Annotated in this window: 13 protein-coding genes; 9 read left to right on the forward strand and 4 right to left on the reverse strand. The window is 39.8% G+C overall.

What is annotated here, in order from left to right; genetic code table 11:
* Window positions 1-125 precede the first annotated feature (125 nt).
* The 9 genes from ACT29I_RS02845 to ACT29I_RS02885 all read left to right on the forward strand — a co-directional run bounded on the left by ACT29I_RS02845 (window position 126) and on the right by ACT29I_RS02885 (window position 10,953).
* A complete protein-coding gene (locus ACT29I_RS02845; protein WP_430932227.1) occupies window positions 126-425 on the forward strand; it encodes a putative quinol monooxygenase in 300 nt (99 codons plus the stop codon).
* Window positions 425-1,246: a nitroreductase family protein gene (locus tag ACT29I_RS02850; RefSeq protein ID WP_444792654.1), complete on the forward strand. Its 822-nt coding sequence runs from the start codon at window positions 425-427 to the stop codon at window positions 1,244-1,246. The genes ACT29I_RS02845 and ACT29I_RS02850 overlap by 1 nt, the downstream gene beginning before the upstream one ends.
* Window positions 1,247-1,475: 229 nt before the next feature.
* On the forward strand, window positions 1,476-2,345 hold the full coding sequence (locus tag ACT29I_RS02855) for a hypothetical protein (RefSeq protein ID WP_444792655.1): 870 nt from the start codon (window positions 1,476-1,478) through the stop codon (window positions 2,343-2,345).
* Between the two features lies 1 nt (window position 2,346).
* The gene (locus tag ACT29I_RS02860; RefSeq protein WP_444792656.1) at window positions 2,347-3,681 is read left to right on the forward strand and encodes an NAD(P)-binding domain-containing protein; all 1,335 of its coding nucleotides are present in this window, start codon (window positions 2,347-2,349) and stop codon (window positions 3,679-3,681) included.
* 485 nt (window positions 3,682-4,166) lie between these two features.
* On the forward strand, window positions 4,167-5,759 hold the full coding sequence (locus ACT29I_RS02865; RefSeq protein WP_444792657.1) for a hypothetical protein: 1,593 nt from the start codon (window positions 4,167-4,169) through the stop codon (window positions 5,757-5,759).
* A complete protein-coding gene (locus ACT29I_RS02870) occupies window positions 5,741-7,432 on the forward strand; it encodes a hypothetical protein (protein WP_444792658.1) in 1,692 nt (563 codons plus the stop codon). Before ACT29I_RS02865 ends, ACT29I_RS02870 begins: the two co-directional genes overlap by 19 nt.
* Window positions 7,432-9,051, forward strand: a complete 1,620-nt coding sequence (locus ACT29I_RS02875; RefSeq protein WP_444792659.1) for a hypothetical protein — start codon at window positions 7,432-7,434, stop codon at window positions 9,049-9,051. Before ACT29I_RS02870 ends, ACT29I_RS02875 begins: the two co-directional genes overlap by 1 nt.
* A gap of 28 nt (window positions 9,052-9,079) precedes the next feature.
* Window positions 9,080-9,805 carry a hypothetical protein gene (locus ACT29I_RS02880; RefSeq protein ID WP_444792660.1) on the forward strand — a complete coding sequence of 242 codons (726 nt, stop codon included), beginning with the start codon at window positions 9,080-9,082 and terminating at the stop codon, window positions 9,803-9,805.
* Between the two features lie 272 nt (window positions 9,806-10,077).
* Window positions 10,078-10,953 (forward strand): phosphatidylserine decarboxylase, encoded by an 876-nt coding sequence (locus ACT29I_RS02885; protein ID WP_430932235.1) that lies wholly within the window; start codon window positions 10,078-10,080, stop codon window positions 10,951-10,953.
* Window positions 10,954-11,139: 186 nt separating this feature from the next.
* On the opposite strand, the gene ACT29I_RS02890 is transcribed toward ACT29I_RS02885, so the two are convergent.
* From ACT29I_RS02890 to ACT29I_RS02905, 4 genes are all read right to left on the reverse strand, one after another.
* Complete coding sequence (locus ACT29I_RS02890) at window positions 11,140-13,674, reverse strand: TonB-dependent receptor domain-containing protein (protein WP_444792661.1); 2,535 nt, start codon at window positions 13,672-13,674, stop codon at window positions 11,140-11,142.
* Between the two features lie 479 nt (window positions 13,675-14,153).
* On the reverse strand, window positions 14,154-14,966 hold the full coding sequence (locus ACT29I_RS02895; RefSeq protein WP_444792662.1) for an AraC family transcriptional regulator: 813 nt from the start codon (window positions 14,964-14,966) through the stop codon (window positions 14,154-14,156).
* 92 nt (window positions 14,967-15,058) lie between these two features.
* A complete protein-coding gene (locus tag ACT29I_RS02900) occupies window positions 15,059-16,216 on the reverse strand; it encodes a mandelate racemase/muconate lactonizing enzyme family protein (protein WP_430932238.1) in 1,158 nt (385 codons plus the stop codon).
* Between the two features lie 357 nt (window positions 16,217-16,573).
* A complete protein-coding gene (locus ACT29I_RS02905) occupies window positions 16,574-17,869 on the reverse strand; it encodes an MFS transporter (protein WP_430932239.1) in 1,296 nt (431 codons plus the stop codon).
* Window positions 17,870-17,917: the final 48 nt, after the last annotated feature.

Raw genomic sequence — 17,917 nt, forward strand, 5'->3', positions numbered from 1 at the left:
CTAGAGACCATTTACCTGTTTCATTTGTTACTCGAGTAAATCTTGTCAGTTTATTTTGTGTGATACTTTTGATATTTTTCTCACCTTTGCCATCCATTAAATAATCCATGTAAAATTATTCAATCATGATAATAGTAACAGTCAATTTTTATCCAACAAAGGTGCACCAAGAGAATTTCCTTGTCGCGTTTAATCAGTTGGCAGAAACTACTCGAAAAGAGGATGGATGTATTTCTTATGAAATCCACCCCAAAGGCGATGGTTCATCAGCATACTTCCTGTTTGAAAGATGGGAAACAAAGGAAAAGTTAGAGGCTCATTTGGCAACCGATCATATTGCCCGATTTGGTAAAGTTTCAAAAGAATGGTTGGAAAAAGAATCGGAGCTGAGTTTTTACGAAGCAACAGAAATACAATTAGGATAATGTTAGATTTTAAGATAGACAAAGCTTTATGTACCCAATGTGGTATATGTTCAAAAGAATGCCCAACATTAATTATCAACGGTAAAAAAGGGATTCCTGAAATCAAAGAAGGGAAGGAGAAAAACTGTATTAAATGTCAGCACTGCTTGGCTGTTTGTCCAACAGGCGCATTATCTATTTTTGGCAAAAAACCGGATGAGAGCGTACCTGTTGATGGAGAGGTACCTTCTTCAATTGAAATGGGCAACTTGATTAAAACCAGACGCTCCATCCGTAAATTTAAAAAAGAGGAAATAAGCAAAGATCTCTTGGATAAGCTGGTTGAAACAGCTGCATATGCTCCAACAGGACATAACAAGAATCAAGTGTTGATTTCAGTAACAGAGACTACAGAGCAGTTGTCAAAAGTAAGACAGTTGGTTTATGATGCCATCAGAAAGGAAAAGGAAAATCTGTCTCCTGCATTAGCCATGTATGGTAATTTCCAGACTTTATGGGAAGAAAAAGAAATTGATGTTTTATTCCGAAATGCACCAAATTTAATCATAGCATCCGCTGCCGAAGCTAATCCGAATGGCGTGGCCGATTGTATTATCTCATTGAGTTATTTTGAGCTGATGGCAAATACAATGGGGATTGGGACGCTTTGGAATGGCTTTTTAAAAGCTGTATTTGAACATATTGCTCCTGAACTTAAAACCGCTTTAGGAATTCCTGAGGATCACAAAATCGGTTATATGATGGTTTTTGGCAAGCCTGCTGTTAAATTTGCCAGATCGATTCAAAGCGAAGGCCTACATTTAAACACCATCAATTTGTAGGGGCAACAAAACGCTATTTCACAAAAAACTAAGGCTGTTTTCATGCGAGGACAGCCTTTTTTGTGTATAAAGGTCAGCCTTCGTAGAATCGACAATTCTAGTCCTTGATCTAAATTATACGCGTAACAAACAACTTAGAATTATTACAAATACTTAAATACCTTAATTGTTCGTTCCTGTTTACAGGAATAAATGTGTAAATTTAGATGATACCGTTACATCAATAATCATGTCTCCAATAGCTCACCGAATATATCTTCTTACATTAACAGTAATTGCTCTCGCTGTTACGCTGGCTGTTGGTATTTACGGGGCAAACTACTATCAAACCAACCTTGAAGAACGTTTCTTCCACGATCAAAACGAAATATTAAAACCCAGCGGGTTTGTGGGTCATGGATTGGGCATAACAGGTTCGTTTATGATGCTTGTGGGTGTTTTTGGCTATATGGCCCGAAAAAGGTTCAGAAGTCTATCCCGGCTTGGCCTGCTAAAACATTGGCTTGAGTTCCATATTTTCCTTTGCACATTAGGTCCCTTCCTGGTTCTATACCATACAGCATTCAAGTTTGGCGGCCTGGTAGCCATTAGTTTTTGGAGCATGGTGGCTGTTGTCGCCAGCGGGGTTGTTGGGCGTTTTATCTATCTTCAAATTCCTCGCACCATCGAAGGCCGGGAACTGAATTTGAGTGAGCTTAGCCACAAAAAAACTTCTTTTTTCTCGGACCTAAAAGAAAAATTCGCTTTAGAAGATGATTTAATTTCTTTTCTGAGTAACGCATTTGTTTCGGAAGAAGATTTATATCAAGGATCATTCTTTTCGAAGATGAGACAACGACTACGATTTGAAAAAATATTAAGACGAAATATCAAGCAAGAACTACTGCAGCATAACCTCAGTAAAAAAGTTTGCAAAAGGATGATCAAAATTGTCAGTGCCGAAATTGTACTCACACGCAGAATAGCATGGCTCGAAACCATGCATAAATTCCTGGAACACTGGCATGTGATACATCTTCCTTTTGCATTGATAATGTTGGTGATAATGGTTATACATGTAGCGGTGGTTGCTTTATTTGGATACACTTGGATTTTTTGACATGGGCGTTTTTTTGGAAGAAATATTGGTATATGGAGTTGTGGCGATTTTCGTGGCAGTTGTATTTGGTGCATACCTGCTAAAGCTTCGCCGCAGAACCAAAACCGTAGAAGCCAAAATAGAAGTTGCCAAGCAGGAAGGACTGCACGAACCTGTTTCTCTGCATCCCGTTGTGGATGTTAACTCATGTATTCAGAGCGGCGCCTGTATAAAAGCCTGTCCCGAAAAGGATATCCTGGGCATCCGAAACGGGAAAGCCACAGCTATCAATGCCAGCCAATGCATCGGACATGGGGCTTGTTTCCACGCCTGCCCTACAGAAGCTATTTCACTACACATAGGAACAGAAAAAAGAGGGGTGGATTTACCCCATGTTGACCAAAGTTTCGAAACCAATGTGAAAGGTATATATATAGCTGGTGAAATGGGCGGTATGGGACTTATCAAGAATGCAGTGGAGCAAGGTAAGCAAGCAGTTGAAAATCTGGCTAAGAATATCAAAGGAAACGGCTCTTTGGAGTATGACCTGGTTATTGTAGGCGCTGGCCCGGCGGGTATTTCTGCCTCCTTACAGGCCCAAAAATTAGGATTAAAATACCTGACCCTGGAACAGGATTCTTTGGGAGGTACGGTTTATACCTTTCCCCGTGCAAAAATTGTGATGACTTCGCCCATGGATCTGCCGTTACATGGCAAAGTTAAACTCTTTGAAACCAGCAAAGACAAGCTATTAACGCTTTGGAATGAGGTACTTGACAAAAACAACATCATAATCCACGAAAATAAAAAAGTTGAAGAGATTAAACCTCATAATAATGGGTTCGAAGTTATCGTTAAAAATGGCGAATCGTATACCACTAAAAAAGTGTTGTTAACGATTGGCCGCAGAGGGTCACCTCGAAAACTGGGAATTCCCGGGGAAGTTTCTCAAAAAGTTGCCTACCGTTTAATCGAATCAGAAATGATAAAAGATAAAAACGTGGTTGTAGTGGGCGGAGGAGATTCCGCTATAGAATCTGCATTGCTGTTGATGGAGCAAAACCGCGTAACCCTTTCCTATAGAAAAGATAAATTTTCAAGGTTAAAGCCCAAGAACAATCAAAAGATTCAAGATGCGGTGACCCAAAAACAATTAAATCTGATATTGAATTCAAACCTGGTTTCTATAGAAGAAAAGCTGGTTAAAATAAAAATTGAAAGTGGTGAGATCAAGGAATTAAAGAACGATTTGGTGTACATTTTTGCCGGAGGTGAGCTTCCAATCCAATTCCTTAAAAATGCAGGTATCAATATCACCAAAAAGTTTGGGGAAGCAATACTGACGAAGAAGAAGTAAGGGTGTTAAACACATCCTTTAACACCTCCTTATTAAGTTGGTGCATAGGATGAAACCTTAATTGGCTTAAAACATGGCAGTAGTCTGTAAAAGTCCAATTATTGAGTTTATTAAGCCATGGCTAAAGCCATTCTGTATAGTGATTAAATTAGGGTTGTCTTAAAAGCGTTGTAATTAACCGTAGAACCTGCGGATTTAAAGCTCAAAGGCTAAAAAAATCCCCATCCCCACACCTATGGTGCGGTACTTCCCCTTACTCTCAGGAGCAAATGGGAAGAGCCATTTACAAGGCGCTTATAATTTGTAAGTTATATCAAAATATTAACTTTTGAGACAACCCTAATTCGTCTCTTATATTTGTTTCAGCACATTAAAGTGTTGTAAAGTACTGGCCTGTAAGGTCAGGTTTTAACTGTCCAGGGTTTCAACCCTGGGCAATCCATAAAACAAAAAAGAGGGCTGTAAGTCCGTTCTATAGTGTAAGCATGGTTAAAATAGCAAGGAAATACTTACTTTTACTCGGTTTGCTTTTACAAGCGCTCAATTCCTATGCCCAGCTGTCACCCGGCGAACTATCTAAAGTCCATGCACATCTCGAAGGACTTGCGAACTGCACCAAATGCCATGTTCTTAACCAAAAGGAAACCACATCCAAATGTTTGGAATGCCATACCGAAATCCAATCCCTCATCGATCATGGAAAAGGTTATCATGCTTCTTCGAAAGTGGAAAGTAAAAAATGTGCCAAATGCCATGGCGAACACTTTGGTCGCAATTTTGAAATTACCCGTTTTGACAAAGATAAATTCAACCATGACTTAAGCGGTTACAAACTGGAAGGAAAGCATAACGTTATCAATTGTACCGAATGTCATAAGCAAGACTTAATAACACATAAAATTTCCAAAAAAAAGAGCGGTATATCCTATCTGGGGTTAGGAACAGAATGTCTTTCTTGCCATGCCGATTTTCATCAGAGCACCTTATCTAACTCCTGCCTTGATTGTCACAACCAGGATTCTTTCCGGCCTGCCCCCGGATTCGACCATGCACAAACCCATTATCCCTTAATCGGCAAACACCAAACCGTCGATTGCGAACAATGTCATCCTATCATTACTCAAAACGATCAGGAATTTCAGAAGTTCTCCGGAATAAACTATGCTAACTGTACCGACTGCCATACCGATATCCATAACGGCAAGTTTGGAAATGATTGTCGTAAGTGCCACAGTGAGATTTCGTTCCATCAAGTGAAAGGTTTGGATAGCTTTAATCATGACATGACAAATTTCCCCTTAAAAGGCAGACATCAATATATCGATTGCAGGGATTGTCACACCCAAAGCTTAACCGCAACACTAAAACACGGCAGGTGTAACGATTGCCATAGCGATTATCACGAGAGACAATTTGCAAAAAAAGGTGCTTCGCCCGATTGTGCCGAATGCCATACCGTTGAAGGCTTTGCTCCATCCACCTATACCATCGAAAAGCATAACTTTACCGACTTTCCGTTGGAAGGAGCTCATCTGGCAACGCCTTGTATTGCCTGTCATAAAACAGAAACAGGGTGGAATTTTACTTTTGCCGAAAACAAATGCATCCGATGCCACGATAATTTTCATCAAGATGTATTACCCGAAAAATATCTGCCCGAAAACAATTGCCAATGCTGTCATACGGTAATTAAATGGAGCGAAATTCAATTCGACCATAACCAAACAAATTATCAACTTCAAGGCAAACATCAGGAAGTATCCTGTCGCAATTGTCATTTTTCGGAAGATGAAAATGGACTGAATCAACAATTCTCCGGCATGGATCCTTCATGTGTAACTTGCCATACCGACATACATTTTAAACAATTTATTGAGAATGGGGAAAATAAATGTGAACGTTGCCACGTTTTTACTAGTTGGAAGCCTGAGAAATTTGACCATAATAATACACGATTCGTTTTAGATGGCAAACACGCCACTTTAGAATGTTATAGATGCCACACCTTAACGGATGGATTGGTTGAGAACTACATTGTTTACAAATTCGACGATATATCATGTTCAAAGTGTCATTAAACATACTGTTTGTATGTATCGCTGTAGCAGGCTTTGCACAGAAAAACCCACACGGTTTCGAGAAGGGAACGGATTGCAGAACGTGCCACAGTACCGAGGACTGGAGTTTTGTGTCAACCAGTTTTAACCACGACTCGACAGGCTTTGTGCTCACTGGCCAACATCGCTTTGCCAGATGTACCGATTGCCACACAAGTCTTGCTTTTTCTGAAGCACAAAGCAGCTGTGTGAGCTGCCATACCGACCTTCATGCAGGTACCGTTGGCCTGGACTGTAACCGCTGTCACGAGACAAATTCCTGGTTGGTTCAAAACACCTTAGAATTGCATGAACAAAGCCGTTTCCCTTTGTTGGGCGCCCATAAGGTGGTCGATTGTGCCGATTGCCACACCGCTGCTTCCCATTTGCAATTCGAACCGCTGGGTTCGGAATGTATCGATTGCCATCAAAAAGATTATCAGGCTACTACAAATCCCAACCATGTGCAAACAGGCTTTTCGACCAATTGTATCGACTGCCACCGGATTGATGCCTTTGAATGGTCGGCATCAGGTATCAACCACGCTTTTTTCCCGTTGACCAAAGGACATGCATTAAACGATTGTGCAGCCTGTCATACCAACAACCTAACCGAACCACTTTCGACCGATTGTTTTAGCTGCCACCTAAGCGATTATACTTTGACTACCAATCCATCACATCAAAGCCTGGATTTTGATTACGCCTGTACCCAATGCCACACCACTGATCCAGACTGGAAACCAGCCGAATTCAGGGATCATGACCCATTTTTCCCTATTTATTCGGGTGAACATAAGGGGGAATGGAACCATTGTACGGACTGCCATACCCAGCCCGAAAACTACGCCTTGTTCAGCTGTATCGATTGCCATGAACATAACCGTTCCGAAACTGATAATGAGCATCAGGGAATGAGTGGATACACCTATGCAAGCACCTCATGCTTTGCCTGCCACCCAACAGGTGACGCCGAATCGGGCTTTGACCATAATGCAACGGCTTTTCCGTTAACAGGATCGCATACCTCGGCAGACTGTAACGCTTGTCATACTTCCGGGTTTGCAGGCACATCAACACTTTGTTCAAGCTGCCATTTAACCGAATACTATGCTACCCTAAATCCCAACCATGCATCTATTGGATTATCCAACAATTGTGACGATTGCCACGAAACAGGACCAGGCTGGGATCCCGCATCTTTTCCAAACCATAATGAGTACCATGCTTTAAATGGAGCTCATGCTGTGGTATCAGCTGATTGTTATTTATGTCATCAAGGCGATTACAACAATACACCCAATTCTTGCTTTGGCTGTCACTCCGCAGACTATAATTCCACTAATGATCCCAATCATGTTACAGCTCAGTTTTCAACAGATTGTGAAACATGTCACTCCGAAAGCGCGTGGACACCAAGCACCTTTGACCACGACAACCAATATTTTCCCATCTATTCCGGAGCACATCGCGAAAAGTGGAACAACTGTACCGAATGTCATACAGAACCATCAAATTATGCCATGTTCTCTTGTACTGTTTGCCATGAACACAATCAGACTGAGATGAATACCAAGCACAATGAAATAGCTGGTTATGTATACGATAGTGTCAATTGCTTCAACTGTCATCCAACAGGAAAAAATACGAATTAATGACCAGGCAAAATAAACATATCCTATTCTTAAGCTTGTTCCTGCTCATGACATCGGTAATGGACAATCTGAATTCTCAGAACAAAGTTGAACTGTTGAGTGGTGAGGTTTCTTATATCACGGGACAAAACGTATATGTGAAGTTTGGAAGCACCCAGAAGATAGAAAAAGGGGATACTTTATATACAATGAAAAATGAAGTCAGGGTTCCTGCTTTGTTGGTGATGCATCTATCCTCCATGTCGTGCCTTTGCGTTCCGATTGGAGATAACACTTTTAAAGTAGGCGATATATTGCTTGCTACAATTAAAGAAAAAACAGTTTTTCCTATTCATGAAAAGGATATAATAGAAAAAGATATTAACGAACAAGCATTAAGCAAAGTTGGAGATAAATCTAATAGACGAAGCCGGCGGAGTGATTTTTCGGGACGATTATCCCTCTCCTCCTATTCCACTTTTGCCGAAGCCGACCAGTACAACTCACACCGTTATAGATACAGGCTCTCGATGGATGCAAAAAATATCTCCGATTCAAAAGTATCCTTTGAAACCTACCTCTCGTTTACGCATAAATCGGGAGAATGGGACAGAGTCAAAGATAATTTGAGCGATGCCTTAAAAATTTACAGCTTAGCTTTAAAGTATGAATTTAACGAAGCTACTTCTTTATGGACTGGTCGTAAAATAAACCCTAAAATTGCCAATGTAGGTGCAGTGGATGGCTTCCAGTTTCAAAAACAATGGAACAGTTTATATACTGGTGTTGTTGTGGGTAGCAGACCTGATTACGAGGATTATGGTTTTAATCCCGACCTACTTGAATACGGAGCGTACATTGGACACCAGTCAAAAGTGACCAATGGTTTTGCGCAATCTTCGTTCGCAATTTTTGAGCAACGTAATGCTGGAAATATCGATCGTAGGTTTGTCTATCTTCAGCACAGCAACTCCATCTTTAAGGATGTGACATTATTTTCATCGATAGAGTTAGACTTATATAAACTGGAAGATGGCACCGATAAAACTGAATTGAACCTTATTGGGTTATATGTCTCTTTACGTTACCGCTTCTCGGGCAAAATATCACTCTTTGGCTCGTATGATAACCGTAAAAATGTAATCTACTACAAAACGTTCCAAAACTATGCCGATGAAATCATACAACAATCGAGCCGGCAAGGTTATCGTTTCAGGCTGAACTACAAGCCCATCAAATATATGAACCTGGGTTTCAGTGCGGGTACCCGATCTAGAGACGAAGACCCCAGGGCCAACAATACTTTATCGGCCAATGTCACATATTCCAGCGTGCCCTTTATAAATGCCTCCTTTACTCTTAACGGAAATATGATGCAAACCGGTTATTTGGATGGGCAAGTCTTTGGGGGACGGTTGTCGAAAAATCTTTTAAATGGAAAACTCTATAGTGTCCTGAACTATCGATGGGTTAAATTCGACTACGTGAATACATCAACACAACTTAAGCAAAGTATTGGTGAAGTTGATTTATCATATCATTTCAACAAAAAGCTATACATGTCTGTTAATTTTGAAGCCACGTTCCAAGAGGAAAATAATTCAAACAGATTATATTTAAATTTAAGGAAAAAGTTTTAACTGGCATGGCCAGAGCAAAAAAAAAATTATGAAGATATTTCAAACATTATTACTCGTCTTGCTTATCGCTTCTTGCGGAAGAAATAAAGACACCAACACCGTTACAACGATTACCGGAGACGATAAAGTTTTTGTGGTTCAGGATGTAATACAAACCTCTAAATACACCTACTTGCATGTGGAGGAAGACAACACACTTCGTTGGGTGGCCGTAAGCAAAATCCAAGCCATGGCTGGTGATCGATATTATTACGATAAGGTTCATACGATGACGGACTTTCATAGCAAGGAGCTGAATAGGGATTTCGAAAGCGTAGATTTTATCAACCAGGTCAGTAAAACACCGTTATCTCAAGTTAATCCTTCGGTACAGGCAAACCCTGCTCCTATGATGAAGGCTCCCCATGGACATGCCGGTAAAGTAAGCCCTGCACAAAACCTGGATATTTCTCTTCTAAAATCGGCCGGTGAGCTAAGCATCGCACAAATTTTCCGGAATCCCCAGCAATTTGCCAACAAGCAAATTGAGATCAAAGGAAAGGTGGTAAAGGTGAATAAAAACATTATGGGACGAAACTGGATCCACATCCAGGACGGCACCAGTCATAATAACAACTTTGATTTAACCATCACCAGCAAACAAACCCCCATGGTTAACCAGGTTATCTCCTTCGAAGGAACGGTTATGCTGAATAAAGATTTTGGCTCGGGGTATTTTTATGATGTGATTGTTGAAAATGGGGTAATGCAATAGATTATTAGGATGGCATCCTTTGCCGACGAAGGAGGTAGGATGCTATCCATAAAAATAACAAAGAAAGTCGTTCCTCAACAAGAGAAAAACGGATAGCATCGCTTAAAGCGATTCCATCCTCTTTCATCTTATTAAACCTAATCCAGTACCACCGTATAATCTTTAATTTAATAAAGGAACTTAAAGTATTTAACCTCTTCGTGTAACAAAACAGAAAAATTAGCGTTATTTTGCATGCCGATTGATACGAAACACATGGATGCTATAAACACATGAATGCTATAAATTACGTTGAACGAAATACTAATACTGTCAAACAAGAAAAAGTTGTAGGTAAAGGAGCACTTAATTGGTTGTATTACACACCGGGAGGAAAGCTTACTTTGCATATTCTATTGAAACGAAAATTGGCATCTACCATAGTTGGTCATTTTATGAGCAGTCCATTATCTGTTAACCAGGTAAACAAGTTCATTGAGAAATATGAAATAGATCTTTCGGACTACCACAGCGAGAACGGTTTTAAATGCTTTAACGATTTTTTCTACCGCAAACTAAAAAACGGTAAAAGAACCATTGGTGACAAGCTGGTTTCGCCTGCCGATGGTAAAGCCCTGGCATTTCAAGACATAGACCATGTTCCATCTTTTTTCATCAAAGGTTCGGAGTTTAAACTCCACGATTTTTTAAGGGATAAACACTTAGCTGATAAATATGAGGGTGGTTCAATGGTGATCGTCCGATTAGCACCAACTGATTACCACAGATTTCATTTCCCAGTAAGTGGTACGGCTTCCAAATCAAAATCCTTAAAAGGTCGTTATTTTTCGGTATCACCGATGGCACTGAAAAAGAATATTAAAATTTTAAGCCAAAACAGGCGCGTATACAATATTATAAAGTCTGATAACTATGGCGATGTGCTGATGGCTGAAATTGGGGCTGCTTTGGTGGGTAGCATCATTCAAACCTACCAACCATATTCACATGTCAATAAAGGAGATGAGAAGGGGTATTTTGCCTATGGTGGATCTACTGTAGTTTTGATTTTTGAAAAGGACAAAGTAACCATCGATCCCGATTTAATTGAGAATACAAAAAATCATATGGAAACGGAAGTAAAGATGGGTGAGAATATTGCGAGATAGCACTTAGCTTGTAGCTATTAATCTTTAGCTGATTTCCATGAAAAAAAAGCACCCTAAATCTAAGGATGCTTTAGAATATATCTTTCTTATTATATTTACCCCATTCCTTCGTAACAATGCAGCACTTCCCCTGACCGCAGGACCAAAGGGAAGAAACAATGTTATTCCAGGGTTCTCAATATTATTTTAGAACTCCCGGTCTCCCACTGTATTTTTTGTCTTGTTCTTAGACTTTCCGTTTCGAAAAGCATAAGAAACACTGATCTCAGCGATTGGTCCTGTTCTATTATACTCAGTTTCCTGATAGAAAATTTCCAATCCTTCTTTATCAAATGCCCTGGTATCCAATCCTTGAATATTAGAATCCAGAATATCCAATACTCTCAACGAGAAGCTCCAGTTCTCCAATTTCTTTGGATTGTAATCCAAGGCCGTATTGGCCAAGTAAAACATATCGTTTTGCCCTTGCGCCGTCACGGTAGAAGATTTCACATCAAAGTCGGCCGTAAACTTAAGTTCCTTGGTCAATGCAAAGTTGGCATTTCCTTTTAGGCTCCAGTTGGTACTTGAGTTATCAGCTTTATATCCAAAAATATTTCCTTGAACCCGGTAGTCGTACAACGATCCCCCAATAAAAAATTTGGCAAAATTACCTGCCTGCAAATTGGCGTTCAGTTCTAATCCTAAAGATCTTGAATCACCAGAATTGGTATAACTCCTAATTAACACCACTTCTTCAACGTAGTTAGGATTTTCCACAATATTATCGGTTGTATTTACTCTAAACACTGCGTTTTCAACACCTCGATAAAACCCGGTCAGATTCACTTTTTGTTTACCAAAATTTCTTTCAAATCCAAGTTCTAAGTTATTGATATACTCCGGTTCGAGGTTGGGATCTCCTGCCACATACACCTCGAAATGCCGGCGATATAAGAACGGAGCCATATTTTTAATAGGAGGACGGCTGATTCTTCGACTTCCCGCCAAACTTAACTTGCTAGATTCTCCAATTGGGTAGCTTGCGTGTACTGTCGGAAACCAGTCCAATTGATTCACCTCAAAAGTGGATCTGGCAGGATCCCCGAAAATATTAAAGTAATCACTCTTTGCTATTTTCATTTCCTGATCGGTATACTCCAAGCGGAGTCCAAGCATATATTTAAGTTTGTCGAAGCTTCCCGCATACTCTATATAAGCCGCATAAACACCTCGTTTCAAGTCGATTGAATTTTCCAGGGCAGCATAATCGTACATTCCCATTTCAACACCATTGATTACATTTGCAGTATCATATGAAAAGCTGCCATCCATCTGGAAAAACTGCGGCTGTAAACCAAAACCAAACGTATGGCCATTATCCAATTCCTTTGAATAATCAATACTTAAACGATAGGCATCCAATGGTGTGTTATCCGATTGGTTATAATGATCCGTTACTGTCCTTACCCTATCGGCAACTTCATCAAACTCATAATTCAGGTTGTCCAGATTACGGCTCAAGCTGGAATGCTCATATAAAAAGGAAGTCGTTAATACTGCCCCATTCCCCAGCTTGGTTTTCAAATCTATGTTTCCCGTATGGAATTCACCGTAACGATTATCTGTGTTAGGGTTGTAAATATATTCTTCTGTATCCGGTCGGGTTCCTTTGTCACCATAATAATTGTTGTACACATAAAATGCTGATCGCCCTTCGGTACGATTTCCATAGAAATAGGAAGCTGATAATTGAGTTGCCTCTGAAATCTTATAATCCATTCCCGCATTGGCAGAATAGTACTCGTACCACTCCGGACGCTCTCCTGCAGCATCCATATGTTTGTACATTTGCTCATCGTAATCCCAAACCCTGGCCTCACCAATTCTTGCACCATTCACATTTTTCTTATTGTAATTAAAACCTCCGTATAAAGTAAGATTATCCTTACCATACATCAGGTTAATACCCCCGCCATAACGGTCGTCCTTCATATCGTAACCATCATATTTATCTGTTTTGTTTCCCCAGGGTGAGGCACCAAACTTTCCATTGGCAGAAACGGAAAACCCCTCAATTCCATTTGTTTTGGTAGTAATATTAATGATACCACCTTTTCCTTGTGCATCGTATTTTGCAGTTGGAACTGTGATAACATCTATATTCTGGATATTTTCACCTGAAATCTGGGCCAATAACATAGAAGGTTCCATTTGTGTTGGTTTCCCATTTAGGTACACCATAAAATCTGTTGTCCCACGTACCGAAACATCTCCATCAGGAGAAACAGAAACTGACGGAAGTTTATTCAACACATCCACAGCGGTTCCTCCCCGGGCAGTACTAAAATCTTCGGCCCTATAGGTTTTACGATCAATTTTAGTAGAAACCGTGTTGGCCATTCCGTTAACTTCCACCTCTTCAATGGCTACATTTGCCGAGGTAATAGATAATATCCCCAGGTTTACCTTAGGACTTTGTTTGTTAATAGTAATACCAGAAACCGTTTCCGTTTCAAAACCAATAAATGAAACAACAACATCATATGTACCGTGTTGCAATCCGTTTAGTTTAAATGCTCCCTCATTATCCGTAACGGTTCCATTAGGTAATATTTCACCATTCTTTTTTAAACTAACAGAGGCAAAAGGAAACTTCTCTCCTGAATCCTTATCGGTCACCATACCTCGTATAGTCCCGTTATTTTGGGCTAACGATGTTCCTATTAAAATGAACATCATTGCTATAATTGTTATTAATCTGTGCGACATATATTATTTTTGATTCGTTGTTGTTTGCAAATATATACTACCAGTACCAACTAGTTTGGTAAGATTTAACCCGGTTATGGTAGATTTGTTCAAATATAATTGATAAGAAACTACTATTAAACCCGCAATATGCATTAGAAAATCTATTACACATTGAAATTGTTTAAAAACAAGACACTCTGCTGCTTCACTTCAACTCACCATAACGATGCTATGCCTCGTTTCAGTAAAGCCTTGTTTTATTGCACTATCAATGTTCACGACGAAGTTCTAATGCATAATCCGGGTTAAAAAAGAGCTATGAGCAAAGGACTGTCCATAATATACTTATTAATCCCCCTCCCCATATTTCCGGTGCGGTGCTTACCGTCAGTCTCCGAACACGTTCCCAGGCTTCACAACTGGGGAAGAGCAAGAACCATTCACGTCAGGAGAAATCAATACAGAAGTTAATTTTTTATTTTGGCCCGAAACTCCCCTGGAGTCAGATTCGTTTTGCTTTTGAAGAATTTTACAAAGTGGGAAGGGTCAGAATAATTGAGGTGATAAGCAATCTCTGAAACCGAATTATTGGTATGTTTTAACAAGCGCTTGCTTTCCTCAATAATATGCTCGTTGATCAACGAAGAGGCGGGACGTCCTGTTTCCTTTTTTACCACATTATTTAAAACCCGTTTGGTGATCTGAAGCCTATCGGCATAAAAGGCCAATTTTTTCTCCGATACATAGAATTCTTCAATCAGATTTCTATAACGAGTTACAGTTTCATTAGCTATAGCAGTTTTTTTGTATTCGCCAGGTGGCAAATCCGCAATCTTCCATAGAATTATATTCAAATATGATTTTAGGATATTCAGATTCGGATTTTCTTCTAGATATTCCTCCATCAACATCTCAAACTCTCTTTGAAAACTTTGTTTTTTATTGATCAGGCTGTATTTGGTGGCAAACTGGGTAAACTTTAGCTTGATCTCAGGAAAATCACTTAAAAACGCATCTTTGAAAATACACACAAAACCTTTTGGTATTTTCGAAAACTCCCAACAATGCACATGACCCGGAGACATACAGAATAGAAGAGGAGGTTCCACCGGGTAATTATCCTCATCAATTTGGTGTACACCTGCCCCATCCGTCAAGTAGATAATCTCAAAATAGCCATCATGTTTATGAGGAACTGTTGGTTTGATGACTTCCTTCATTCGACTTATCTTGAACTGTTTATTGAGTTCAATCTTGCGATTTACTTTTATTTCCTTCATACCGCAAAAATACAATATAAAGTACTGGCTTGCTTAATTAATATGCTCAAAAGAAGGGGTTGTATGAACTTTTTATGTGTCCTTGCTTATATTTACCAATTCGTATATGAACCATCCCTCCTAACCAGCCTTGGTATTTCAATGGGTTTGAACTCCTGTTTGGCCGCAAGTTCCTCATTAAACTCTACTCCCAAACCTGGTTCTGTAGGTAAGGTATAACGTGCTCCCTCTAATTTGGGTTGAACAGGATAAAAGTTTCTGTCGTTGGTTCCCATATTTTCAGCTGGGGTATTAACCTCTTCTAGCCAGCTAAAATTTGGGCTGGCAGCAGCTATGTGTATGGTTGCGGCAGTGCAGATTGGGCCAATAGGGTTATGCGGCATCAAATCGATATAATGCGCTTCAGCCATTGCCGACACTTTCATAGCTTCCGTAATGCCTCCTACATTGCAAACATCAATACGGGCGAATTGGGTTATGTTTCGTTCAATGTATGGCAAGAACTGCCATTTGCTGGCAAACTCTTCACCCAAAGCAAATGGCACATCTATCATCTTACGTAAACTTTCGTAAGCTTCCGGTGATTCATCCCTGATGGGTTCTTCGATAAAGTCGATGGTTCCCCTAGGCATGCGTTGCATAAAGGAGTAGGTTTCCGCTGCAGTGAGTCGGTGATGATAATCTATTCCAAGGGTAATTTCCGGCCCTACTTCTTTTCTCAGCCTAGTAACCCAATCCGCCAGTAAAGTGATGGATTCTCTAGGTTCGAAATGATTAGAACTGCTCGCTTCAAACTCTGCCGGAGCCAAACGCAACATATTCCACCCTTCCTTTACCAGAATCCTGGCTTTCTCCATCATATCTTCCAAAGTCCTGAAGCGTAATGAGGCAAAGCAGTCCACATAATCACGTTGTTTACCTCCCAATAATTCGTAAACCGGAACATTAAGTGCTTTTCCTTTGATATCGTACAAGGCAATATCAATCGCCGAGATGGCGGCTGTCAATACCCTTCCCCCTTCAAAGTACTGCCCTCGATATAAATCCTGCCAAATGACGCCAATATTCATAGGATTTTTTCCCACTACCAACTGCTTAAAATGTTTTATGGCACCAACAACGGCCAGTTCCCTGCCCGACAGACCTGATGCACCCCAACCATAAATACCACTATCTGTTTCTACTTTTATTATCAATTGGCTTCCGGAACCAATATTGGTCGGATAGCATATTACATCGGTTATTTTCATATTCTTTAGATTTTGAGATAAGAGACTATTGGACTATATTATGATATGCGAATCAAGGTTTGAAATTATAGTTCAACCCCTTCAGGGTTGTGATTTGCAATGATTATACCCCCTGGACTGCACCCAAGGTTATTGTAGCTTTACCCTTTTGGGATAAATTTGAAGCTTATAACAAGTATAATTGTCATGTAAATAAATCCCGGAGGGATTAAATATGAATAACCACGGGTGTATACCGTGGACATTTAAGCCATAAATACAGGAACCCTGAAAGGGTTCAACTCTTGATTTGCATAAAATATAATTAACTGGACTTGTATCAAGTGGTAATTTCATTGTCAAACTGGTAAATTGAGCTTAATTATTAATTTCTATCCTCTTAACTTTTCCTACAATAAATAAATATGAAAAGAAACCTATAAAGGTCAAAGCTCCAATCATGTATAATGCTGGACTAAAATCTCCATCTTTCACTAATATTCCAATTACTATCGGGATAATTACTCCAGACAAGCCTCCGATCAGATTAAAGACTCCGCCAACCAATCCGATCAGATGTTTGGGTGCCATTAACGAAATAAAAACCCAACCAATAGATGCCAGCCCGTTACCAAAAAATGCAATGGTTAAAAACGTGATGATAAAAGTGGTATTATCCGTAAAATTGGCTCCAATAATAGCTACTGCCAGCAACATGCCTGTCAATACCGGAACCTTGCGGGAAATCTCGTTTGAATAGCCTTTCTTCACCAAGAAATCCGACACAAAACCCGACAGTAAAACACCTGCAAATGCGGCTAAAAATGGAAATGAAGCCAGAAAGCCAGATTTTAAGAAATCAAGTCCACGATACTCAACCAAATAGGTTGGAAACCAGGTAAGAAAAAAGATGGTTACTGCCCCAAGACAAAACTGACCGATATAAACGCCCCAAAGTTTGCGATATTTAAAAGCTTCCGCTAAATCGGACCAACTAAACTTTGACTCTTCTTTTTTCTCTTCCGCTTTATCTATTAGTCCCCCACCTTCTTTAATCAAATTAAATTCAGCTTTGCTTAAAGATGTATGATTTTGTGGATCGCGGTAAAACAAATACCAAATTACAGCCCAGGCAATTCCTATGATTCCCGAAACAATAAACAAACCTCTCCATCCCATAATATTTTGAATGGCCGTTAATACAGGGAATAGAAAAGCCAATCCAATAAACTGTCCCGAAGTGTAAATGGCTATGGCGGATGCTCTTTCGTTTTCGGGAAACCACCTGGTAACAATGGAATTATTGCAAGGGTAAGAAGGAGCCTCAAACACGCCAATGCTAGCACGTAAACCAATTAGCGCAATAAACGAATTTACAAAACCATGAATCAAAGTAGCCACTGACCAAAGAAACAACATGAAACTATAAAGGACCCTAGGTTTAATTTTATCTACTATTATTCCACCAGGAATCTGCAAGGCCACATAAGTCCATGCAAAAGCTGAAAAAATAAAGCCCATCTGAACAGAATCAAAACCAAGAGACTCGCTCATGGCTGATGCGGCCACGGAGATATTGGTGCGGTCAAGGTAATTGATAACCACAGTTCCAAAAATCAGGGCTAAAATATTATATCGTTTTCGGGAGGTCCTTCTTTTACTATAGATGTTCATAAACATATAGGTTTAAACTGAGTTTTATCAAGTTTAAATATATGGATT

It is taken from the genome of Saccharicrinis sp. GN24d3 (assembly GCF_052400645.1).
Lineage (GTDB): Bacteria > Bacteroidota > Bacteroidia > Bacteroidales > Marinilabiliaceae > Saccharicrinis.

Bases quoted from the DNA above. Each gene is read 5' to 3' on its own strand.
- ACT29I_RS02855 (WP_444792655.1), top strand. From the start codon at position 1,476: ATGTCTCCAATAGCTCACCGAATATATCTTCTTACATTAACAGTAATT.
- ACT29I_RS02875 (WP_444792659.1), top strand. From the start codon at position 7,432: ATGACCAGGCAAAATAAACATATCCTATTCTTAAGCTTGTTCCTGCTC.
- ACT29I_RS02845 (WP_430932227.1), top strand. From the start codon at position 126: ATGATAATAGTAACAGTCAATTTTTATCCAACAAAGGTGCACCAAGAG.
- ACT29I_RS02880 (WP_444792660.1), top strand. From the start codon at position 9,080: ATGAAGATATTTCAAACATTATTACTCGTCTTGCTTATCGCTTCTTGC.
- ACT29I_RS02895 (WP_444792662.1), bottom strand. From the start codon at position 14,966: ATGAAGGAAATAAAAGTAAATCGCAAGATTGAACTCAATAAACAGTTC.
- ACT29I_RS02905 (WP_430932239.1), bottom strand. From the start codon at position 17,869: ATGAACATCTATAGTAAAAGAAGGACCTCCCGAAAACGATATAATATT.
- ACT29I_RS02865 (WP_444792657.1), top strand. From the start codon at position 4,167: ATGGTTAAAATAGCAAGGAAATACTTACTTTTACTCGGTTTGCTTTTA.
- ACT29I_RS02885 (WP_430932235.1), top strand. From the start codon at position 10,078: ATGAATGCTATAAATTACGTTGAACGAAATACTAATACTGTCAAACAA.
- ACT29I_RS02870 (WP_444792658.1), top strand. From the start codon at position 5,741: ATGTTCAAAGTGTCATTAAACATACTGTTTGTATGTATCGCTGTAGCA.
- ACT29I_RS02900 (WP_430932238.1), bottom strand. From the start codon at position 16,216: ATGAAAATAACCGATGTAATATGCTATCCGACCAATATTGGTTCCGGA.
- ACT29I_RS02860 (WP_444792656.1), top strand. From the start codon at position 2,347: ATGGGCGTTTTTTTGGAAGAAATATTGGTATATGGAGTTGTGGCGATT.
- ACT29I_RS02890 (WP_444792661.1), bottom strand. From the start codon at position 13,674: ATGATGTTCATTTTAATAGGAACATCGTTAGCCCAAAATAACGGGACT.
- ACT29I_RS02850 (WP_444792654.1), top strand. From the start codon at position 425: ATGTTAGATTTTAAGATAGACAAAGCTTTATGTACCCAATGTGGTATA.